The following is a 20,677-nucleotide window of genomic DNA, read 5'->3' as shown; positions in this document are numbered from 1 at the left end:
TGGTTCGACCTACGTGTGCGCTAACTGCATGCCTGACGCGCTAAGTGCGCAAGACCGCGCAAAACTAGCACAGAGCCGGGCAAATATCCGCCTCTACCTATCCTTTTGGTCAGGTTTTAATGCTAATTGAGCAAAAAACATCCAGCAAACACTCACTGCTGGCGAAAACCAGCCTGCTCAGGGCCAACAGGCGCATGCGTGCGTTACACTTGCCGTCTTGCAACGAGCTGCACGCTCTTCACCTTTTTCAGCCGAGAAGCCCATGCCGATCCGTCATTGCATCGTCCACCTGATCGATAAGAAACCCGACGGTACGCCCGCTGTTCTCCACGCACGCGACTCCGAACTCGCTGAGTCCCAGGCCATCGAGAACATGCTGGCCGACCTCAACGAGAGCTACAACGCCAAACAAGGCAAGGCATGGGGCCTGTTCCATCCCGAATCCGGCGCGCACCCTTTCAGCGGCTGGCTGAAAGAGTACCTGGACGGCGGCAATGATTTCACCGCCTTCTCGCGCACCTCGGTCGAACAATTGCAGAAGCTGATGGAGGAATCCAATCTTTCCGTCGGCGGCCATGTTCTTTTCGCCCACTATCAGCAAGGCATGACCGATTACCTGGCCATCGCCCTGCTGCACCACAGCGAGGGCGTGGCGGTGAATGCCGAACTGGACGTGACCCCTTCGCGCCACCTGGACCTGGGCCAGTTGCACCTTGCCGCGCGGATCAACCTGTCGGAGTGGCAGAACAACAAGCAGTCAAAACAATACATCTCGTTCATCAAGGGCAAGAACGGCAAGAAGGTGTCCGAGTACTTCCGCGACTTCATCGGCTGCCAGGAAGGCGTGGATGGCCCCGGCGAAACCCGCACCCTGCTCAAGGCCTTCAGCGACTTCGTTGAAAGCGAAGACCTGCCGGAAGAATCGGCCCGCGAGAAGACCAAAACCCTGGTCGATTACGCCAGCAGCCAGAGCAAAATGGGCGAGCCGATGGGACTGGAAGAACTGTCCGAACTGATCGACGAGGAGCGGCCACGGGCGTTCTACGATCATATCCGCAACAAGGACTATGGCCTGTCACCCGAGATCCCGGCCGATAAGCGCACCCTCAACCAGTTCCGCCGCTTCACCGGCCGCGCCGAGGGGTTGTCGATCAGTTTTGAGGCCCATTTGCTGGGCGACAAAATTGAATACGACGAAACCGCAGGCACCCTGATTATCAAAGGGCTGCCGACGCAACTGACCGACCAGTTGAAGCGACGGTAACCGACATGCTGCTGCGCACCCTCAAAAAATTTGCCCTGATCATGCTGGTGGTGGTGATTTACCAGAACTGGGGCAGGATCGAGAATTTCGTCAACCCCCCTCCAGCAGACGTTGCGCAGCGCTACAGCCAGGCAAAAGTGGTGATGTACGCCACCGACTGGTGCGGCTACTGCAAGCAGACCCGACGTTTTCTGGACAGCAAGGGGATTGCGTATCAGGAGTTCGACATCGAGAAGTCGGAACAAGGCCGCAAGGCGTATGAGGCGCTGGGCGGGAGAGGCATTCCGCTGATCGACGTCAACGGCACACTGATCCGGGGATTTGACCCGGATCAGATACTGGCGGCGTTGAAGTAGCCCAAGCTGCGCGCTGGCATGGTAGTAAAGCCGCGCTCCGCGTCCTCTTTGCAACGCAGGGCATCGTTGAACCTCAGCGCTTCTCGATTCGATAACCCATTCTCGGGAAGTGTACGTGCAAGACACCCGCACGCTCGTCCTCACGGCGCAGGATCAGTTCTTCGCGGCCGGTAAATACCAACTCGCCCTCAACCGCTTCGACGCCGTAGTCGACCGCAGAAACCGCAACCTTGTCGCCGGCCTTGAAGCCGTTTGGATCGACGAAGGTTTCATCTGGCAGCGGTGCAGGCGCGGCATTTCTGGCGATGTCGATAGCGTCGGCCGAACTCAGGTCGTTGGATGTACCATGACCGAAACCCAGGACACGCCCCAGCCAGGCACTGACACTCGGATAATCATCGACAAATGGCGCAGTGACCGGCGTCTGCTTGAGAAACCACAGAGTGTGTGCAACCGAAAAATCGGCAATCGAAGGCACACCAAATAGAAATTCACCACCGTGGGACAGTTGCAGTTCCAGACGTGACATTAGCGTGGGCCACTGGTGCTTGACCTGCTCGACAGGCGGACGTGACGCCGTGCCGCCGTTAAACAGCATAGAGCGGTCAGCCACAAACGCCTTGGCGGCCTCTGGCGGCACTTTGGCAAAGCGTACGGCCAGGGATTCAGGCTGAAACACCAGACTTACGGCATGCAGAAAGAGCACCGAGTCCGCCCATGCGGCCAGACCTGCAACCGCAAATTCCTGACCTTGCGGATAAAACGCCGGCGCAGGCTTTTCCCGCTCAAGGCGGCGGGCCATCAGCGCCGTGTCACAGTAGATATCTGCGCCGATCTGCAACACCGGTGTCTTGCGATAGCCACCGGTCAGCGCGGTCAGGTCGGGTTTGGGCATGATCGACGGGACAGTTACCGAGCGCCATGTGAGCCCTTTGAAGCCCAGCATCAGACGGGCTTTTTCGGCAAACAGCGATGTGGGGTAGTGATGAAGGATCAACTCGGACATGTTCAGCCTCTGTGCGCTCGGGGAGCCCACAGCTTAACCTGCGGCACCCTGCCCGCCCACAGACTCAAACTGATGTCACAACATCACGCTCATGGATCAACGATCCGGCATAACTGGCTGCCAGCGCCTCTTTGGCGCTTTTTCTGAGTTTCTTGATCAGCCGCTCGTGACGCAACGCCTCGCCCTTGCTGGACCATTGCTCGACATAAACCAGCGCCATCGCCGGGCTTGAACTGAAAAAGCGCGCGCCCTTGCCGCTCTGGTGCGCAGCAAATCGCCGCTGCGGATCATCACTGATGCCGCAGTACAGCGCGCCGTTGGCAGCGCGCACCAGATAGACGAACCAGGGTTTACCGAGCGCCGGTCCGGCAATCGACGCACTCGCGGTACTGGCGACCTCAGGCACGGCGGCTCTCTGAAAAGGCTTTCAGGCCCTTGAGCGCCTGAGCCCTGACGGCGTTGCGCACCAAAGGCGTCCAGCCAAGCAACAGGCCCTTCAACCCCAGAGCCTGACGCGACCAGCGCCACATATCGAAATGATCGTGATGCTCGCAGATCTTGCCATCACGAAACACGAATCGGGCCTGAATATCGTTCACTACCGTGCTTGCGGTCTGACTGAACAGATACGTCGCCACCCAGTGCGCACTGCCCGTCCGGTCATCGGCTCGTACCTGATCGAAGACCACCGAGAAATCTTTCGCCCGGGAAGTCAGCATGCGCCACATGTCGCCTGCCTGAGCGCCGCGCAATTGGCCAAAGGCAGGGTCGCTGAACAGCACGTCATCGGTATAGCAAGCACTCATCGCCTCGGCATCCAGCTGCGCAAACGCCTCATAAAAGCGGGTGATCAGTGCGCTGTTGGCCTGACTTTGTTCTTCGTAGTTCATGCGTGCACATCCCTTGGCGAATTATCCGTGCACGATAAGCGGCGCCGCGGAAAATGGCGAGAGGTTGATGGCGCATCAGCCATCACTTTTGCCTGTCCGGAAAACGATCTCGCGCCGCACTGAACGCCTCCGAATTTTCAATGACCCATGTCCACAGCGGAATCATTTGCACCAGCAGCCCCATCCCCAGATCGGTCAACGAATATTCCACCCTGAGCGGCTTCTCGCGGTAGTCGTGGCGGGTGATCAGCCCATCCTGCTCAAGCTGGCGCAAGGTATGAGTGAGCATGCGCTGGGTCACACCGTGCAGCTTTCGGCGCAATTGCGCATGGCGCAAAGGGCTGCTGACGCCAAGGGCATGTACCACGCCCAATGACCAACGATTACCGGCGTGACCGAGGATGTCCCGCTTGAGACCATCCTCATCATCGCTGAGCGCAGCACACGCCGCTTCGGAGCGTCTTACCACTTCCTGAGCGTCCAGCCCGCCTGGTATCACCAATGTACCTACTTTTTGTATGTCGACAGGCATGCCAGCATCTCCCCCGTCTGAATTGAAACGCTATCCGAAGGGGGTCACCATGCAAGCCGATAACGCAAACGTCAAACAACGCATTCTGGTCATAGGTGCAGGAGAGCTTGGGCTCGCCGTGTTGCGAGGGCTGGTTGAGAAAGCCGGAGGACACGGCCTCGGCATTGCCGTGCTGCTACGCCAGAGCAGCCTGAATACGCAAGAGCCTGCCAAGCGTGCGGAAATCGAAGAGATTCGCGCGCTGGACGTTGCCATCGAAACGGCCGATCTGGCCGATGCCACCGCGGACCAACTTGCCACCGTCATGGCGCGCTACGACATGGTAATCAGCTGTGCGGGATTCGCCGCCGTCCGGGGTACTCAACGCAAACTGACCGATGCGGCGCTCAAGGCTGGCATAAAACGCTACCTGCCCTGGCAGTTCGGCGTTGAATACGACCTTATCGGCCGCGGCAGCCCTCAGGATTTGTTCGACGAGCAACTCGATGTGCGAGAAAAGCTGCGCGCCCAGCAGCACACCGAATGGGTGATCGTTTCGACCGGTATGTTTACAAGCTTCCTGTTCGAACCGGCGTTCGGTGTCGTCGATCTGCAAGGCGGACGGATCAATGCGCTGGGCAGCCTCGATACCGCCGTGACGGTCACCACTGCAGAAGACATTGGCAGGCTGACCGCTGCCATCGTGATGCACGAGCCGCGCATCGTGAATCAAGTGCTGTACACCGCTGGCGACACATTGACGTACGCCGGGCTGGCCGATCTCGTGGAGCGTGTCACAGGACGTGATATCGAGCGGCACGTATGGAGTGTTGCGCGGTTGCAGGGCGAGCTTACGGAAATGCCGGATGACAATTTGCGCAAATACCGGGCAGTCTTTGCCATGGGCCGAGGTGTGGCATGGGACGTCGCCAATACCTACAACGCGCAGGCAGGGCTGAGCATCACCAGTGCCGAACAATGGGCGCTGGCCAATCTGGCTCAGTCCTGAAGCCACTCAAGCCCGCTGCAAATAATCAAAAATCATCGAAAATCAAACCTTCTCGCTACTGACCTGCACCTGCAGCGCACGACCGGCCCCCATGCCGGCGATCATGGCACCCAGCCCCAGCACCGCAAAGATCCAGCCAATCGCGGTCCAGCTGCCCGTCATGTCATGGACCACGCCCACCGCAAATGGCCCGATCGAAGCGATGGTGTAGCCAAAGCCTTGTGCCATGCTCGACAGGTTGGCAGCCACATGGGAGTCGCGCGAGCGAAGAACGATCAATGCCAGCGCCAGACTGAACGTGCCGCCCTGCCCGATGCCCAGCAGGACTGCCCAGCCCCATAGACCGCCGAGAGGTGCGTAAAGGCAACCGAACAGACCGGTCAGCGTAAGCGACATGACCAGCATGATCGCCAGGCGCTGATCCTTGCCGCGCGTGGCCAGATAGGGCACCGCCAGGGCGCTGATGACTTGCGCGATGATCGAGCCGGACAGCAGCAGACCGGCCTGGGTCGGCGTCAGGCCACGACCGATGAGGATCGACGGCAACCAGCCGAAGACGATATAGGACAGCGATGATTGCAAGCCCATGTACAACGTGACCTGCCAGGCCAGCGGGTCACGCAACAGGCCGCTGACTCGATACATATCACGATGTGAGCCGTGCATTTCACGCGCCTGCGGGAACCAGAAAAGCGCAGCAATCACCGCCGGGATCAGCCAGAAACCCAGGCCGATCTGCCAGCTGTCACCGAAGTACTGGCTCAACGGCACCGTCGAACCGGCGGCGATTGCTGCCCCCAGGCACAGCGCCATAGTGTAGACACCGGTCATGGCCCCGGCCTTGTGGGGGAAATCACGCTTGACGATACCGGGCAATAATACGCCGATGATACCGATGCTCGCGCCCGCCAGCAGACTGCCGGTGAAAAGGCCGACTTCGCCAAACAGGCTACGCGCTCCCAGGCCGGCCGCCAGCGTCAGAAGAACGACCAGCACCACGCGCTCACTGCCGAAACGCCGGGCGAGAATCGGTGCCAATGGCGCGAACAGTCCCAGGCACAACACCGGCAAGGTGGTCAGCAGACCGGCTTCGGCAGCCGACATCCCGAGGCTTTCGGACACCTCATTGAGCAGCGGCGCAACACTGGACAATGCAGGGCGCAGGTTGAGGGCGACCAGCACCAGGCCCAGCAACAACAGCCAGGGGCGTTTCAGAACGGGATGGGGTTGATCAGCAATCGGTTGAGGGCTGGGTTGAGCCTTGGCAGTCATCGGTTTCTCGGTAATCAGGTATGTCGACCCTTTTCAGGGGGGCGGTATCCTGTTGGAGAATGATCGCGAATACAAGGTTCAGCCAAAATTGCATACAACAAGGGTGGCGAATTCAGGCAATAAAAAACCGGGCGCAGAGCCCGGTTTCTTGTGCAACCGCGACTGACTCAGTGAATGATCTGGCTGAGGAACAGCTTGGTACGGTCGCTTTGCGGGTTGTCGAAAAAGTCGTTCGGCGCGGCCTGTTCGACGATTTCACCCTTGTCCATGAAGATCACCCGGTTCGCCACGGTACGGGCGAAGCCCATCTCGTGAGTCACACACAGCATGGTCATGCCTTCTTCAGCCAGGCCGACCATGGTGTCGAGTACTTCCTTGACCATTTCCGGGTCGAGGGCCGACGTCGGCTCATCGAACAGCATGATTTTCGGCTTCATGCACAAGGCGCGGGCAATCGCTACACGCTGTTGCTGACCACCGGAAAGCTGACCCGGAAACTTGTGGGCCTGCTCCGGGATACGCACACGCTCCAGATAATGCATGGCGATTTCTTCGGCCTTCTTCTTCGGCATGTTGCGCACCCACATCGGTGCCAGCGTGCAGTTCTGCAGAATGGTCAGGTGCGGGAACAGGTTGAAGTGCTGAAACACCATACCCACTTCGCGGCGGATGGTCTCGATCTGCTTGAGGTCCGAGGTCAGTTCGGTGCCATCGACGATGATACGACCCTGCTGATGCTCTTCCAGACGGTTGAGACAGCGAATGGTGGTCGATTTTCCCGAGCCCGACGGGCCGCACAGCACGATACGTTCGCCCTGACGCACATTCAGGTTGATGTCCTTGAGTACATGGAACTGGCCGTACCACTTGTGTACGCCCTCCATGCGGATCATGCCTTCAGCGCCCAGAGGCTTATTGATAACTTCACTCATCACAAAACTCCTAACGCTTGTGGCCTGTGTCCAGCTTACGTTCCAAATGCATGGAATAGCGGGACATACCGAAACAGAAGATCCAGAACACCAGGGCCGCGAAGACATAGCCTTCAGTGGCCATACCCAGCCATGCCGGGTCGGCGGTAGCTTGCTTGACGCTGTTGAGCAGGTCGAACAGGCCGATAATGATTACCAGGCTGGTGTCTTTGAACAATGCAATGAAGGTGTTGACGATGCCGGGAATGACCATCTTCAGAGCCTGCGGCAGGATCACCAGCCCCATGCTGCGCCAATAGCCGAGGCCCATCGCCGAGGCTGCCTCGTACTGGCCCTTGGGAATGGCCTGCATGCCGCCGCGCACCACTTCAGCGATGTACGCGGACTGGAACAGGATGACACCGATCAACGCACGCAGCAGCTTGTCGAAGTTCATGCCCTCTGGCATGAACAGCGGCAACATGACTGAAGACATGAACAGCACGGTGATCAGCGGCACACCGCGCCAGAACTCGATGAACGTCACGCACACCACACGCACAGCCGGCATGTTGGAGCGACGACCGAGCGCCAGCAGAATACCCAGCGGCAAGGCACCGACGATACCCACAGTGGCAATTACCAGGGTCAGCATCAGACCGCCCCACTGACTGGTCGGGACATTGGTCAGGCCAAAAGCACCGCCGTGCAGCAGGTAGAACGCAACAACCGGGTAGATCACCAGGAAAGCAATACCGTAGACGGCCTTGCGCGGAAACTTCGAGATGAACAGCGGTGCAGCGCCGACGATTGCCAGGATGGCGGTCAGGTCGACTCTCCAGCGCAGTTCATTGGGGAAGTAGCCATACATGAACTGACCGAAACGCTGCTCGATGAACACCCAGCAGGCGCCCGCCTTGGTGCAGTCTTCCTTGGTGGTGCCGATCCAGTTGGCGTCCAGCAGAGCCCAACTGATGATGGGCGGAACGACCAGGTAGATCAGGTAGAGCGAGAACAGGGTCAGCAGGGTATTGATCCAGCTGGAGAACAGGTTCTGCCGCATCCACGCCATCGGTCCGAACACTTTGCCCGGTGGTGGCATATCAGGTTTGAAAGTATGAGTTGTCATGCGCGTTTCCTCACCGCTCGATCAGCGCAATGCGCTTGTTGTACCAGTTCATCAGCAGGGAAATGCTGATACTGATCGCCAGGTACACGCTCATGGTGATGGCAATGACTTCAATGGCCTGTCCGGTCTGATTGAGCACCGTACCGGCGAACAGGGACACCATTTCCGGATAGCCGATGGCGGCTGCCAGCGAAGAGTTCTTCGCCAGGTTCAGGAACTGACTGGTCAACGGGGGAATGATCACTCGCAGAGCCTGCGGGATGATGACCTTGCGCAGCGTTGGCCCGGGACGCAGGCCCAGCGAGCGGGCTGCTTCGGTCTGACCATGGCTCACCGACTTGATACCCGAACGCACGATTTCGGCGATGAACGCCGCCGTGTAGATCGTCAGTGCCAGTGTCAGGGAGATCAGTTCAGGGATCAGCACCCAGCCACCGGTGAAGTTGAAGCCTTTCAGTTGCGGCAGCTCCCAATGTACCGGGCTGCCGAAAATCAGCATGCTCAGGCCCGGAATCGCCAGCAACAACGCCAGGCCGACCCAGAACTTGTGGAACGGCTGACCCGTGGCTTCAAAGCGCTTGTTGGCCCAGCGCACCATCATGACAATCGCGATGACGGCAACCACGATGCTGACTAGAAATGCCCAGACACCTTCGGCAGGCAGGGCTCTGGGCATATTGAGCCCGCGGCTGCTGACAAAGAACATGTCCAGATAACCATGCGCCTGACGCGGACCGGGCAGCGTGAGGAATACGGCGGTGTACCAGAAAAGGATCTGCAACAGCGGCGGAATGTTGCGGAAGACTTCGACATACACAGTGGCCAGCTTGCTGATCATCCAGTTCGGAGACAGCCGCGCGACACCGATGACAAAGCCCAGCAAGGTCGCCAGGACAATACCGATAACCGAAACCAGCAAGGTATTCAGCAGGCCGATCACAAATACGCGGGCATAGCTGTCCGCTTCGCTGTAGTCGATCAGGTGCTGGGCGATACCGAAACCGGCACTGTTCTCAAGAAAACCGAAACCCGAGGTAATACCACGGTGTTGCAGGTTGGTCTGGGTGTTGTCGAAGATGAACCAGCCCAACGCGATCACCGCTGCAACAGTGATGATCTGAAATAACCACGCGCGCACTTTCGGATCGCTCAGAGAGAGCTTTTGCTTGGGTGCGACGATTTGCTTTTCCATGAAATGCCCCAGGAAAAATCCAACAGAACAACGCCCGACAGGCTGGGAAGCCTGTCGGGCGCCGGGTCAATCAACGAATAGGTGGAGCGTACTGGATGCCGCCGGCATTCCACAGAGCGTTTTGGCCACGCTTGATTTTCAGCGGGGTGCCCTCGCCCAGGTTGCGTTCGAACACTTCGCCGTAGTTACCGACTTGCTTGACGATCTGCACGACCCAGTCCTTCGGCAGCTTCAGATCCTTGCCGTAAGTGCCGTCGGCACCCAGCATACGGGCTACGTCAGGGTTCTTGGTCGACTTGGCTTCAGCTTCGACGTTCTTGGAAGTGATTTTGGCTTCCTCGGCGTTGAGCATGGCGAACAGGGTCCAGCGAACGATGGAGAACCACTCTTCGTCGCCTTTGCGGACGACAGGGCCCAGAGGCTCTTTGGAAATCACTTCAGGCAGAACAACGTAATCGTCCGGCTTGGCCAGCTTGCTGCGCTGTGCGTAGAGCTGCGACTGGTCGGAAGTCAGTACGTCGCAACGACCGCCTTCCAGCGACTTGGCGCTTTCGTCGGAGGTATCGAAAGTGATCGGCGTGTATTTCAGGCCGTTGGAACGGAAGTAGTCGGAGACGTTCAGCTCGGTGGTGGTACCGGCCTGGATGCAGATGGTTGCACCGTCCAGTTCCTTGGCGCTTTTAACGCCCAGCTTGTTGTTCACCAGAAAGCCGATACCGTCGTAATAGGTCACGCCGGTGAATACCAGGCCCATGCCCGCATCACGGGAGCTGGTCCACGTGGTGTTACGCGACAGGATGTCGATCTCGCCGGATTGCAGTGCAGTGAAGCGCTCCTTGGCGTTCAACTGGCTGAACTTGACCTTGGTGGCGTCGCCGAATACGGCGGCCGCTACAGCGCGGCAGACATCAGCGTCGATACCGGTGATCTTGCCGGTGGAGTCTGGAACGGAAAACCCTGGCAGGCCATCGCTGACGCCGCACTGAACAAAGCCTTTCTTCTGAATAGCGTCAAGGGTGGCACCGGCGTTGGCAGCCCCGGTTACACCAAATGCGGCCAAGGCGGTGACGACAGCCAGGGTGGATTTCAACATCTTCATTCAAAAACCTCCAGTTTGCTCTTTGTTGTGTAGGTGTCTCAGTCGCGTCGCACCTTTGTGAGGCGCTAATAACCCGTGCTGGCTTATTTTTGGGTCATGCAACGCTGGGCCTGAATTACGAATCGTCTGCAGGATCATCCCGTCATTCGTCTTCATCATTCAGAATCGGCCCCGTGGACTGAAACCCTATGATTTTCCCGGACCAGAGCGGTACAGGTTGAATCGTGCCGCGAATCCTGACGCATGGACTCCCGAGCTGCTTTTCGATCGCTATAAGTAATAGCCTTATAGTGTTACCGAACGATGTGAGCGCCTCGACTCCAGTCCTGCTGTAGCAAAGCCCGTACCAGCATGCTGGCTATGTCGAATTAGCGACAGGTCAAGACAAAAACTTGTAATCTTGCGACATCTTCTTTCATTTTTAATCTACCCGCGCACCTTATTAAAGCGCTCGAAATGAGCCAGCGCACACAAATGGAGCAGACATGAGTGAACCTTTGATCATCCAACCTTCCGGCACGGCAGATGCGTGCGTTATCTGGCTGCACGGACTGGGTGCCGACCGTTATGATTTTCTCCCGGTCGCCGAAGCGCTGCAGGAGTCGCTGCCGACCACTCGCTTCGTCCTGCCTCAGGCGCCGACACGTGCCGTGACGGTCAATGGCGGTTATGAAATGCCAAGCTGGTATGACATCAAAGCCATGAGTTCCGAAGCGCGCGCCATTGATCACGATCAGATGGAAGCCTCGGCGCAGAAGGTGCTGGACCTGATCGAGCAACAGCGCGACAGCGGCATCGACCCGGCACGAATATTCATCGCAGGTTTTTCCCAGGGCGGTGCGGTGGTATTACACGCCGGCTATCGACGCTGGCAGGGTCCGCTGGGCGGTGTGCTCGCGCTGTCGACTTATGCACCCACATTCAGCAATGAAATGACGCTGTCCGCCAGTCAGCAACGTATTCCAGCCTACTGCCTGCATGGCCAGCACGACGAGGTGGTCCACAATGCCATGGGCCGGACGGTTTATGAGCACCTCAAGACCCAGGGTGTAACCGCTCAATGGCAAGAGTACCCAATGGGGCATCAAGTGTTACCGCAGGAAATCCAGGACATTGGTGTCTGGCTGTCCGACAGGCTGCGCTGAGGCACGCCGGGGCCTCTGCAACAGACCGCTTTTGTAGCTCGCCTCGGATGGCACTACGCCGAGCACGGTTCTTGCTTTACACTGCTCGGCGTACATTCCTTAACCAATTGATGAGATGACCGTGCTCAAAGCACTTAAAAAGATGTTCGGTAAAAGCGAGGCTGAGCAGCGCGCGCCTGGTCCGACAACCTCTATTCCCGCCTCTCCCGCTGCCACAGCCGACACATCGGGTCATGCTGCCCAGACTCAGGCTCTGGACACGACCATCGCGCCCTCCAAAGCCAGAGCGCCGCGCACCGACAAGCCCAGGGCCGAGCGTCCGCGTCGTGAGCGCGTGGTAAAACCGCCTGCGCCAGCCTGGAAACTCGAAGATTTCGTCGTCGAGCCGCAGGAAGGCAAGACCCGCTTCCACGATTTCAACCTGGCACCTGAACTGATGCACGCCATTCAGGACCTCGGTTTCCCGTATTGCACGCCGATCCAGGCGGGCGTGCTGGGTTTCACCCTCAAGGGCAAGGACGCCATCGGGCGCGCCCAGACCGGCACGGGCAAGACCGCCGCGTTTCTGATCTCGATCATTGAGCAGTTGACCCAGACGCCGCCACCAGCCGAACGCTACATGGGTGAGCCCCGTGCACTGATCATCGCACCGACTCGCGAACTGGTCGTACAAATCGCCAAGGACGCTGCCGACCTGACCAAGTACACCAACCTGAACGTCATGACGTTCGTCGGCGGCATGGACTTCGACAAGCAACTCAAACAACTTGAAGCACGGCACTGCGACATTCTTGTGGCTACACCTGGCCGACTGCTGGACTTCAACCAGCGCGGCGAAGTGCATCTGGACATGGTCGAAGTCATGGTCCTCGACGAAGCCGACCGCATGCTGGACATGGGTTTCATCCCGCAGGTCCGTCAGATCATTCGCCAGACCCCGCACAAAGGTGAACGCCAGACCCTGCTGTTTTCCGCGACCTTCACCGACGACGTGATGAACCTCGCCAAACAGTGGACGACGGAGCCATCCATCGTCGAGATAGAGTCGCTGAATGTCGCCAGCGACAATGTCGAACAGCATATCTATGCCGTTGCCGGTGCCGACAAGTACAAGTTGCTCTATAACCTGGTGACCGACAACGGCTGGGAACGGGTGATGGTCTTTGCCAACCGCAAGGACGAAGTCCGACGGATCGAAGAGCGCCTGGTACGCGACGGCGTCAATGCGGCGCAACTGTCGGGCGATGTACCTCAGCACAAGCGCATCAAGACCCTTGAAGGCTTCCGCGAAGGCAAGATCCGCGTACTGGTCGCCACCGATGTAGCCGGTCGGGGAATCCATATTGACGGCATCAGCCACGTGATCAACTTCACCCTGCCCGAGGTGCCGGACGATTACGTGCACCGCATCGGCCGTACCGGTCGTGCAGGGGCCGATGGCGTCTCGATCAGCTTTGCCGGCGAAGATGACTCTTATCAGTTGCCGGCCATCGAAGAAAAACTGGGTCGCAAGATCAGTTGTGAAACACCGCCGACCCATCTGCTCAGGGCCGTGGTGCGAAGCAACGCCTGACGGTCACTTCCAGCGATCGGCCGCTTGCTGGTCGCTGTGACGCCCTTCTACCCAGCGCGGGCCGTCGGCCGTATTTTCACGCTTCCAGAACGGCGCGCGTGTTTTGAGATAGTCCATGACAAAATCGCAGGCTTCGAACGCTGCCTGCCGATGAGCACTGGCAACGCCTACGAACACGATCGGCTCGCCCGGCTCCAGCGCACCCACCCGGTGCAGCACATCGAGGCGCAGCAAGGGCCAGCGCTGTTCGGCTTCTGCAACGATTTTTGCCAATGCTTTTTCAGTCATGCCCGAATAATGCTCCAGAAACATGCCTGACACTTCACGCCCTTCATTGAAGTCGCGAACATAGCCGACAAAACTGACCACCGCGCCGATGCCGAGGTTGGCCGCGTGCAACGCGTTGACTTCGTGGCCGGGGTCAAAGGCTGCGGCCTGTATGCGAACAGTCATCGTCAACCTCCGGTCACGGGCGGAAAGAACGCGACTTCATCGCCATCGGACAATGGCTCGGTCGGCTTGCACAGCTCCTGGTTACGAGCGCACATCAGGTTCTGCTCGGCAAGCACCTGCCAGGCCTCGCCACGCTGCAGCAGCGTCTGGCGCAGTGCGTCCAGTGTGGCGAATTCACCTTCGACGTGCTCACTGTCCAGGCCCAGGGTTTCACGGTAACGGGCAAAATACTGAACCTGAATCTTCATGACGGGACCTGTGCCTGATCAGCAATGAAGTGACCGCTCTTGCCGCCCAGCTTCTCAAGCAACCGAACCGACTCGATGGCCATGCCACGGTCAACGGCCTTGCACATGTCGTAAATCGTCAGTGCCGCAATACTGGCTGCGGTCAGGGCTTCCATTTCCACACCCGTCTGCCCGGCCAGCTTGCAGCTTGCCGTGATCCGAACGGCATCATCGCCCTCGGCGGCGAGGTGAACCTTGATGCTGGTGAGCATCAACGGATGGCAAAGCGGAATCAGATCGCTGGTCTTCTTCGCTGCCTGGATACCGGCAATACGTGCTACGGCAAACACGTCACCCTTGGGATGACCACCGCTGACAATCATTTGCAGCGTTGTCGGCAGCATGCGTACGAAAGCTTCGGCCACCGCCTCACGGGATGTCACGGCTTTATCCGTGACATCGACCATATTGGCACGCCCCTGAGAATCGAGATGAGTGAGCACAACGTTACTCCTTGGCAGAAGCAAGAAGTGTAGAGGGTGTGGCTGCTACACGCTACAAGCTGCAGGCAAGGAACCCATTCACGCATGGGCTCCCCGCTTGCGGCTTATTTACAAATGACTCTCCGCGTATTCGGCCAGGATTGAGCGTGGCACGCCCTGAAGGGTGATGTGTACGCCGTTCGGAAAGTCCTTGAAACGCTCCGTCAGGTACGTCAGCCCGGAACTGGTGGCCGACAGGTAAGGGGTATCGATCTGCGCCAGGTTGCCCAGGCAGACCACTTTGGAACCGGCGCCAGCACGGGTGATGATGGTTTTCATCTGGTGCGGGGTGAGGTTCTGGCATTCATCGATCAGGATCAGACTTTGCTGGAAGCTGCGACCCCGGATGTAGTTGAGGGATTTGAACTGCAACGGCACTTTGCTGAGGATGTAGTCGACACTGCCATGAGTGTTTTCATCATCCATATGCAGCGCTTCGAGGTTATCGGTGATAGCGCCGAGCCAGGGCTCCATTTTCTCCGCCTCGGTGCCGGGCAGGAAGCCGATTTCCTGATCCAGGCCCTGAACGCTGCGGGTCGCGATAATGCGGCGGTAACGCTTGGTGACCATGGTCTGCTCGATGGCAGCCGCCAACGCCAGAATGGTTTTACCCGAGCCAGCAGCACCGGACAGGTTGACCAGGTGAATGTCCGGGTCGAGCAGTGCGAACAATGCCAACCCCTGATAGATGTCCCGCGGTTTCAGACCCCAGGCCTCCTGATGCAGCAATGGCTCCTGATGCATGTCCAGAATCAGCAATTCGTCGTTCTTGACGCCCTTGATCCAGCCTACGAAACCCTGTTCATCGACAATGAACTCATTGATGTGAACGGCCGGCAGCATTTCATTGAGCTGCACGCGGTGCCAGGTGCGGCCACGCTCCTGGCGCGTGTCGACCTTGTTGACCCGGTCCCAGAACGAACCGGTCATGTCGTGGTAGCCACGCGACAGCAGCGACACGTCGTCTACCAGTTGGTCGGTACTGTAATCCTCGGCCGCAATACCGCAGGCGCGCGCCTTGAGCCGCATGTTGATGTCTTTGGTCACCAGCACGACGCTCAAGTCCTTGTTGCGCGCATGCAGGTCGATCAATTGGTTGATGATGATGTTGTCGTTGAGGTGCTCGGGCAGCAGACTGTTGGGCTCCTCGCGTTTGCTCATCAAAATCGACAGGTAGCCCTTGAATACGCCTGTACCGCGGTCGATGGGCACGCCCTTCTCGACCTCTTCCGGCGAAGCTTCGCCCAGCGTCTTGTCGATCAGGCGGATGGCCTGACGGCACTCGGCAGCAACCGAATGTTTACCGGCCTTGAGTTTGTCCAGTTCCTCCAGAACCGTCATGGGGATGGCAACGTGGTGTTCTTCGAAATTCAGCAGTGCGTTTGGATCATGGATCAATACGTTGGTATCGAGCACGTAAAGGATTGGCTGGTTGGTGGAAGGGGTGCGTCCGTGGTCATCCATACTCGCTCACCTTTGTAGAAGCCGGGCGACGCAGAACCACGACAGTACTGCGCCACGAAAAGGCCGCCGGATTCTTCCCTTCAGGCAGGGTAGAAATGTCGCTCAAGGTGGGTCTTGGAAGACGCCACCTGTGTTGCAGGTTTCGGCGGTCTGTATTCGTAATACAGCAAAAGGGATGACAGAAAAAAGCTCTTTGACAGTTTTTTGAACTTTATTTCACAGCCTGACGAATAGAGCTTGGCGGACGTTCACAGCACGTTTAAAGTCGGAAGTCCGCCCACGCCGAATCTGCCCTCATTCCCCCTCGGGTGCAGCCTCCTCGCTGCCCTCCAGCCCTTGCTCCACGGGGGCTTCAGAGATATTTCGGCAATCGTCCCAGATCAGCTCGCTTTGCGCGGTATTGGCCAGCAGCAACGGTAGCGCAGACTGCGCCTTGTTGGCCACGTCATGGAAAACCACAGTGCCCTTGCGCCAGAGCAGCATGAGGGTCAATACGCGGTCACCCACCTGCTCTGCCGAAAGCCGTCCGGTGCCGTCCTCTGCGTCGATATTCCACAATGACACGCGTAAATGCTCGGCGCGAAAGAAGTCTCCGCTGTCGGCACGCCGATGACCGTAAGGCGGACGGAACAGCGGCACGAAGTTATCCGGAAGCACGCGTTGAACCAGTGCGGCGCTGCGCTGCACTGAATCCTGCCAGTCCAGCCACTGACTGTGCGAACGGTACTCCCAGCCCTGGATGCCTACACACTGCTGGCGATACAACGCCTGCAGACCTGCGCTCGACGTGCTGTCGAGACGCTCCTGAAGGCTTTTGCCCAGGACAAAGAAGGTGGCAGTCATTTTCTGCTGACGCATGAAATCGGCCAGCCAGTCGGTTCCGCCATCGGCCGGGCTCGGGCCGCTTTCGAAATTGAGCATGAAAGTACGGTCCGGCATTTCGTCGCCGCTCATTTCATCGGAGTTGTACCGTTCGATCTCGCTGCTGGTCTGTGGAAACAACGCAGCCATGAACAGCAGTTCGTTCAAATAACGCTGATGGAAAGCGGCGCCGGGTCTGGCCCAGTTGGCGTAGAACGAATCGTTCGACACCTGAAACTCTTCGGCACGCTGGCGCAACTGGTCCATGTCCTCCACCAGCACACAGAAGTTGGCATCCTGTTCGCAGCTCTTCTGTGCGTTCTGATAATTTTCCAGCAGACGCAGCCACAGGCGATGGCGGACGACGTTCAGCGACGGCACATTGACGAAGCGCAAGCCGAGGCGCTGCTTGAGCCCCTCCTCGTCCAGCTTCTCGCTGAGGTACAGTTCGTGAGCAAACGCGAGGATTTCCGCCCGCGACGCGACGTCGAACAACCCCGGCGTTTCGAGGCGCTCAGGCCACACACTGCGGTCAATGGCGGCAATGACCGGCGCTGCTGCCTGCGCCTGAAGCCAGAACAGACCTGCACACACTGCTAAAACAATACGCAAACCCGACGCCCTCTCGATCAACCATTAACATCATGACCAGCGCGCCACTATAGCTGATATGAGCCTGGCTTCTTATGTCGGCACGCATACAAAGCCGCTTGTCACGCCAACGCGACAAGTTGAGCAGGCCCTATCGCCCCCATAGCTGGAGTCGCAGGCCATCAGCCCCTAGAATCCCCGGACGATCTAAGGAGACGACTTCATGCTGATGGTGATTTCCCCGGCAAAAACCCTCGATTTCGAGACCCCGCCCACTACCGGACGCTTCACTCAGCCGCAGTATCTGGATCACTCTCAGGAGTTGATCACCCAACTGCGTGAACTGACGCCGGCCCAGATCAGTGAACTGATGCATCTGTCCGACAAGCTGGCCGGGCTGAACGCGGCACGCTTCGGCAGCTGGAACCCGGCCTTCACGCTCGACAACGCCAAGCAGGCCCTGCTGGCTTTCAAAGGAGATGTCTACACAGGCCTGGAAGCGGACACTCTCGACGACGCGCAGCTGGACTATGCGCAAGGGCACTTGCGCATGCTTTCAGGTCTGTACGGTCTGCTGCGCCCGCTGGACCTGATGCAGCCCTACAGGCTGGAGATGGGTACTCGACTGGCCAATGCTCGCGGCAAGGACCTTTATGCCTTCTGGGGCACGCGAATCAGCGAGTGGTTGAATGAAGCGCTGGCCGATCAGGGCGACGACCTGCTGCTCAATCTGGCCTCCACAGAGTACTTTTCTGCAGTCAAACGCTCGGCGCTCAAGGCCCGAATCATCGACACCGAGTTCAAGGACTTCAAGAACGGCCACTATAAGATCATCAGCTTCTATGCCAAGAAGGCGCGCGGCATGATGAGCCGCTTCGTTATAGAAGAGCGCATCAACAGTCCCGAAGCCTTACAGGCGTTCGATGCACAGGGCTATCGTTACAACCGTGAACAATCGACACCCGACAAGTTGGTGTTCCTGCGCAATGTTGCAGAAGACTAGTCATTGTAACCGTCGTGTAACGCACCGCTGTTACACGACCTGTCCTACGATCCGACACCGATTGCCAGCATTATGACGTCAGATAAACGTCATGTTTTAGACTGTGCACTGACGTCCAATTTTTTTGTGAAAAAAATCCAACTTTTTTAAGTAGTGGCATTTTAACTTTTTTCAGTAGTAGCCTTTTAGTATCTCCCTGCCTGAACCCCTTGCAAGTCAAGGCTTTTAAGAAAAAAGCCATCATCTCGATACCGTCCTTATGACAAACCGGATACACCAAAATACGCAAATCAGGACGAGCGGCCCGGAACTAAATGCGAATTCGTACGCTCCTACATCCCGTAACAATTCTGGACTGACGTGTAAGAGATCACTTACAGGTCGTCTGGACTAACGGGACGTTACCGACAGGGAAGCCAGGTCCACACGACACTGGCGTCAGGTACCAGAATTAAACTCACATCACTAGTTGATGTTGTAGACAGGCGAAGCGCCGACCCGGTGTGACGCGCAGGATTCGACAAGGACGGCCATGGCTCTAGCCAGAGGCTTTCCGACCGAGGTCCGCCGTCGATCGTCAAACAGGAGTGGTTTACTGCATCCAAGGAGAGCAGGGCCCTGACCGAACGGACAGGTTACTTGCCGCTTGCACTTAGTGTCATTTGAGTTCGCCTCACTTGTTTTGGGCACTCACTCATTAAATATGCCTGCGTTAGTTCTACGGCGTTGTTAGCCGTACAGGATGGCGCGTGACATCTGCTGGCCAAAATTTAATATCCAGCCAATTTATGGCGTGAAAAATCGAGGAGAATACGATGCGTATCAGCATATTTGGTTTGGGTTATGTCGGTGCAGTCTGTGCCGGTTGCCTGTCTGCCCGCGGTCACGATGTAGTTGGTGTGGATATTTCCAGCACCAAGATCGATCTGATCAACAACGGCAAATCACCTATCGTTGAACCGGGTCTGGAAGAGCTGCTGCAGAAAGGTATCAGTACCGGAAAACTGCGCGGCACTACTGACTTCGCCGAAGCCATTCGCGCCACCGACCTGTCGATGATCTGCGTCGGTACGCCGAGCAAGAAGAACGGCGATCTGGAACTCGATTACATTGAATCGGTGTGCCGTGAAATCGGCTACGTCCTGCGTGACAAAGCCACCCGCCACACGATCGTTGTTCGCAGTACCGTACTGCCGGGCACCGTTGCCAATGTGGTCATCCCGATTCTGGAAGACTGCTCCGGCAAGAAAGCCGGTGTCGATTTCGGTGTTGCCGTCAACCCGGAGTTCCTGCGCGAAAGTACCGCGATCAAGGACTACGACCTGCCGCCAATGACCGTCATCGGCGAGTTCGACAAAGCCTCGGGCGATGTACTGCAATCGCTGTACGAAGAACTCGACGCTCCGATCATCCGCAAGGACATCGCCGTTGCCGAAATGATCAAGTACACCTGCAACGTGTGGCACGCCACCAAGGTTACTTTTGCCAACGAAATCGGCAACATCGCCAAGGCCGTCGGCGTCGATGGTCGTGAAGTGATGGACGTGGTCTGCCAGGACAAGGCGTTGAACCTGTCCCAGTACTACATGCGCCCAGGCTTCGCATTCGGCGGCTCCTGCCTGCCGAAAGACGTTCGCGCCCTCACCTACCGCGCCAGCAGCCTGGATGTCGAAGCACCTCTGCTCAACTCGCTGATGCGCAGTAACACCTCGCAGGTGCAGAACGCATTCGACATGGTCGCCAGCTACGACACCCGTAAAGTTGCACTGCTGGGCCTGAGCTTCAAGGCCGGTACTGACGACCTGCGTGAAAGCCCGCTGGTAGAGCTGGCTGAAATGCTGATCGGTAAAGGCTTCGACCTGAGCATCTTCGACAGCAACGTTGAATATGCACGCGTTCACGGTGCCAACAAGGACTACATCGAATCCAAGATTCCGCACGTTTCGTCGCTGCTGAATTCGGACTTCGACAAAGTCATCAATGACTCCGACGTCATCATCCTTGGCAACCGCGATGAGCGTTTCCGCGCCCTCGCCAACAAGACACCTGAAGGCAAGCGCGTTATTGACCTGGTGGGCTTCATGACTAACGCCACCAGCGAAGACGGTCGCGCCGAAGGTATCTGCTGGTAAATCAGCCGCAAGCCACAAGCGCCAGGCTCCAGGCCACAGGCTCAAGC

Annotated in this window: 21 protein-coding genes; 7 read left to right on the top strand and 14 right to left on the bottom strand. The window is 58.0% G+C overall.

Going from position 1 to position 20,677, the window contains the following annotated elements:
* Positions 1 to 262 precede the first annotated feature (262 nt).
* Positions 263 to 1,264 carry a nucleoid-associated protein YejK gene (gene yejK, locus MME58_RS05375; protein ID WP_055005228.1) on the top strand — a complete coding sequence of 334 codons (1,002 nt, stop codon included), beginning with the start codon at positions 263 to 265 and terminating at the stop codon, positions 1,262 to 1,264.
* Positions 1,265 to 1,269: 5 nt separating this feature from the next.
* Entirely contained in the window at positions 1,270 to 1,620 is a 351-nt protein-coding gene (locus MME58_RS05370) for a glutaredoxin family protein (RefSeq protein ID WP_055005227.1), read from the top strand.
* A 73-nt stretch (positions 1,621 to 1,693) separates the two neighbouring features.
* Here MME58_RS05370 and MME58_RS05365 read toward each other — a convergent pair whose 3' ends face one another.
* The 4 genes from MME58_RS05365 to MME58_RS05350 form a co-directional block, all read right to left on the bottom strand.
* On the bottom strand, positions 1,694 to 2,626 hold the full coding sequence (locus tag MME58_RS05365) for a glutathione S-transferase family protein (RefSeq protein ID WP_055005226.1): 933 nt from the start codon (positions 2,624 to 2,626) through the stop codon (positions 1,694 to 1,696).
* 64 nt (positions 2,627 to 2,690) lie between these two features.
* Positions 2,691 to 3,032, bottom strand: coding sequence for a GIY-YIG nuclease family protein (locus MME58_RS05360; protein ID WP_055005225.1), 342 nt, complete (start codon positions 3,030 to 3,032; stop codon positions 2,691 to 2,693).
* Complete coding sequence (locus MME58_RS05355; protein WP_054984371.1) at positions 3,025 to 3,516, bottom strand: nuclear transport factor 2 family protein; 492 nt, start codon at positions 3,514 to 3,516, stop codon at positions 3,025 to 3,027. The genes MME58_RS05360 and MME58_RS05355 overlap by 8 nt, the downstream gene beginning before the upstream one ends.
* Before the next feature lie 82 nt (positions 3,517 to 3,598).
* On the bottom strand, positions 3,599 to 4,048 hold the full coding sequence (locus MME58_RS05350) for a winged helix-turn-helix transcriptional regulator (protein ID WP_054984372.1): 450 nt from the start codon (positions 4,046 to 4,048) through the stop codon (positions 3,599 to 3,601).
* A 49-nt stretch (positions 4,049 to 4,097) separates the two neighbouring features.
* Between MME58_RS05350 and MME58_RS05345 the strand changes: the two genes are divergently transcribed.
* Positions 4,098 to 5,036, top strand: coding sequence for an aromatic alcohol reductase (locus MME58_RS05345; RefSeq protein WP_055005224.1), 939 nt, complete (start codon positions 4,098 to 4,100; stop codon positions 5,034 to 5,036).
* A 42-nt stretch (positions 5,037 to 5,078) separates the two neighbouring features.
* Here MME58_RS05345 and MME58_RS05340 read toward each other — a convergent pair whose 3' ends face one another.
* The 5 genes from MME58_RS05340 to MME58_RS05320 all read right to left on the bottom strand — a co-directional run bounded on the left by MME58_RS05340 (position 5,079) and on the right by MME58_RS05320 (position 10,639).
* Positions 5,079 to 6,308 carry a CynX/NimT family MFS transporter gene (locus tag MME58_RS05340; protein ID WP_055005223.1) on the bottom strand — a complete coding sequence of 410 codons (1,230 nt, stop codon included), beginning with the start codon at positions 6,306 to 6,308 and terminating at the stop codon, positions 5,079 to 5,081.
* 167 nt (positions 6,309 to 6,475) lie between these two features.
* A complete protein-coding gene (locus tag MME58_RS05335) occupies positions 6,476 to 7,240 on the bottom strand; it encodes an amino acid ABC transporter ATP-binding protein (RefSeq protein WP_003365366.1) in 765 nt (254 codons plus the stop codon).
* A gap of 10 nt (positions 7,241 to 7,250) precedes the next feature.
* Positions 7,251 to 8,348, bottom strand: coding sequence for an amino acid ABC transporter permease (locus MME58_RS05330; protein WP_054984375.1), 1,098 nt, complete (start codon positions 8,346 to 8,348; stop codon positions 7,251 to 7,253).
* A 10-nt stretch (positions 8,349 to 8,358) separates the two neighbouring features.
* On the bottom strand, positions 8,359 to 9,540 hold the full coding sequence (locus MME58_RS05325) for an amino acid ABC transporter permease (RefSeq protein WP_054984376.1): 1,182 nt from the start codon (positions 9,538 to 9,540) through the stop codon (positions 8,359 to 8,361).
* Between the two features lie 70 nt (positions 9,541 to 9,610).
* Complete coding sequence (locus MME58_RS05320) at positions 9,611 to 10,639, bottom strand: amino acid ABC transporter substrate-binding protein (protein WP_054984377.1); 1,029 nt, start codon at positions 10,637 to 10,639, stop codon at positions 9,611 to 9,613.
* Between the two features lie 485 nt (positions 10,640 to 11,124).
* Between MME58_RS05320 and MME58_RS05315 the strand changes: the two genes are divergently transcribed.
* Together MME58_RS05315 and rhlB are read left to right on the top strand one after the other, a co-directional pair.
* Entirely contained in the window at positions 11,125 to 11,784 is a 660-nt protein-coding gene (locus tag MME58_RS05315; RefSeq protein ID WP_055005222.1) for an alpha/beta hydrolase, read from the top strand.
* 115 nt (positions 11,785 to 11,899) lie between these two features.
* On the top strand, positions 11,900 to 13,357 hold the full coding sequence (rhlB, locus tag MME58_RS05310) for an ATP-dependent RNA helicase RhlB (RefSeq protein WP_055005221.1): 1,458 nt from the start codon (positions 11,900 to 11,902) through the stop codon (positions 13,355 to 13,357).
* 3 nt (positions 13,358 to 13,360) lie between these two features.
* On the opposite strand, the gene moaE is transcribed toward rhlB, so the two are convergent.
* The 5 genes from moaE to MME58_RS05285 form a co-directional block, all read right to left on the bottom strand.
* Positions 13,361 to 13,810 carry a molybdopterin synthase catalytic subunit MoaE gene (moaE, locus tag MME58_RS05305; protein ID WP_054984380.1) on the bottom strand — a complete coding sequence of 150 codons (450 nt, stop codon included), beginning with the start codon at positions 13,808 to 13,810 and terminating at the stop codon, positions 13,361 to 13,363.
* A 2-nt stretch (positions 13,811 to 13,812) separates the two neighbouring features.
* Positions 13,813 to 14,058 (bottom strand): molybdopterin converting factor subunit 1, encoded by a 246-nt coding sequence (moaD, locus tag MME58_RS05300; protein ID WP_054984381.1) that lies wholly within the window; start codon positions 14,056 to 14,058, stop codon positions 13,813 to 13,815.
* Positions 14,055 to 14,540, bottom strand: a complete 486-nt coding sequence (moaC, locus tag MME58_RS05295; protein WP_054984382.1) for a cyclic pyranopterin monophosphate synthase MoaC — start codon at positions 14,538 to 14,540, stop codon at positions 14,055 to 14,057. Before moaC ends, moaD begins: the two co-directional genes overlap by 4 nt.
* Positions 14,541 to 14,648: 108 nt before the next feature.
* A complete protein-coding gene (locus MME58_RS05290; protein ID WP_054984383.1) occupies positions 14,649 to 16,043 on the bottom strand; it encodes a PhoH family protein in 1,395 nt (464 codons plus the stop codon).
* Positions 16,044 to 16,337: 294 nt separating this feature from the next.
* Complete coding sequence (locus tag MME58_RS05285; protein ID WP_055005339.1) at positions 16,338 to 17,516, bottom strand: polysaccharide deacetylase family protein; 1,179 nt, start codon at positions 17,514 to 17,516, stop codon at positions 16,338 to 16,340.
* A gap of 202 nt (positions 17,517 to 17,718) precedes the next feature.
* Here MME58_RS05285 and yaaA point away from each other — a divergent pair, with 202 nt between their 5' ends.
* On the top strand, positions 17,719 to 18,498 hold the full coding sequence (gene yaaA, locus MME58_RS05280) for a peroxide stress protein YaaA (RefSeq protein ID WP_055005220.1): 780 nt from the start codon (positions 17,719 to 17,721) through the stop codon (positions 18,496 to 18,498).
* Between the two features lie 815 nt (positions 18,499 to 19,313).
* Complete coding sequence (locus tag MME58_RS05275) at positions 19,314 to 20,630, top strand: nucleotide sugar dehydrogenase (RefSeq protein WP_054984385.1); 1,317 nt, start codon at positions 19,314 to 19,316, stop codon at positions 20,628 to 20,630.
* Positions 20,631 to 20,677 lie beyond the last annotated feature (47 nt).

This window comes from Pseudomonas syringae pv. tagetis (genome assembly GCF_022557255.1).
In the GTDB taxonomy this organism is placed as follows: Bacteria; Pseudomonadota; Gammaproteobacteria; order Pseudomonadales; family Pseudomonadaceae; genus Aquipseudomonas; species Aquipseudomonas caricapapayae.
The sequence above is the reverse complement of the archived record's forward strand: the minus strand, read 5'-3'. Positions and strand labels throughout refer to the sequence as shown.

Coding starts and splice junctions, on each gene's coding strand:
- yejK (WP_055005228.1), top strand. CDS start 263: ATGCCGATCCGTCATTGCATCGTCCACCTGATCGATAAGAAACCCGAC.
- MME58_RS05370 (WP_055005227.1), top strand. CDS start 1,270: ATGCTGCTGCGCACCCTCAAAAAATTTGCCCTGATCATGCTGGTGGTG.
- MME58_RS05365 (WP_055005226.1), bottom strand. CDS start 2,626: ATGTCCGAGTTGATCCTTCATCACTACCCCACATCGCTGTTTGCCGAA.
- MME58_RS05355 (WP_054984371.1), bottom strand. CDS start 3,516: ATGAACTACGAAGAACAAAGTCAGGCCAACAGCGCACTGATCACCCGC.
- MME58_RS05350 (WP_054984372.1), bottom strand. CDS start 4,048: ATGCCTGTCGACATACAAAAAGTAGGTACATTGGTGATACCAGGCGGG.
- MME58_RS05345 (WP_055005224.1), top strand. CDS start 4,098: ATGCAAGCCGATAACGCAAACGTCAAACAACGCATTCTGGTCATAGGT.
- MME58_RS05340 (WP_055005223.1), bottom strand. CDS start 6,308: ATGACTGCCAAGGCTCAACCCAGCCCTCAACCGATTGCTGATCAACCC.
- MME58_RS05335 (WP_003365366.1), bottom strand. CDS start 7,240: ATGAGTGAAGTTATCAATAAGCCTCTGGGCGCTGAAGGCATGATCCGC.
- MME58_RS05330 (WP_054984375.1), bottom strand. CDS start 8,348: ATGACAACTCATACTTTCAAACCTGATATGCCACCACCGGGCAAAGTG.
- MME58_RS05325 (WP_054984376.1), bottom strand. CDS start 9,540: ATGGAAAAGCAAATCGTCGCACCCAAGCAAAAGCTCTCTCTGAGCGAT.
- MME58_RS05320 (WP_054984377.1), bottom strand. CDS start 10,639: ATGAAGATGTTGAAATCCACCCTGGCTGTCGTCACCGCCTTGGCCGCA.
- MME58_RS05315 (WP_055005222.1), top strand. CDS start 11,125: ATGAGTGAACCTTTGATCATCCAACCTTCCGGCACGGCAGATGCGTGC.
- rhlB (WP_055005221.1), top strand. CDS start 11,900: ATGACCGTGCTCAAAGCACTTAAAAAGATGTTCGGTAAAAGCGAGGCT.
- moaE (WP_054984380.1), bottom strand. CDS start 13,810: ATGACTGTTCGCATACAGGCCGCAGCCTTTGACCCCGGCCACGAAGTC.
- moaD (WP_054984381.1), bottom strand. CDS start 14,058: ATGAAGATTCAGGTTCAGTATTTTGCCCGTTACCGTGAAACCCTGGGC.
- MME58_RS05290 (WP_054984383.1), bottom strand. CDS start 16,043: ATGGATGACCACGGACGCACCCCTTCCACCAACCAGCCAATCCTTTAC.
- yaaA (WP_055005220.1), top strand. CDS start 17,719: ATGCTGATGGTGATTTCCCCGGCAAAAACCCTCGATTTCGAGACCCCG.
- MME58_RS05275 (WP_054984385.1), top strand. CDS start 19,314: ATGCGTATCAGCATATTTGGTTTGGGTTATGTCGGTGCAGTCTGTGCC.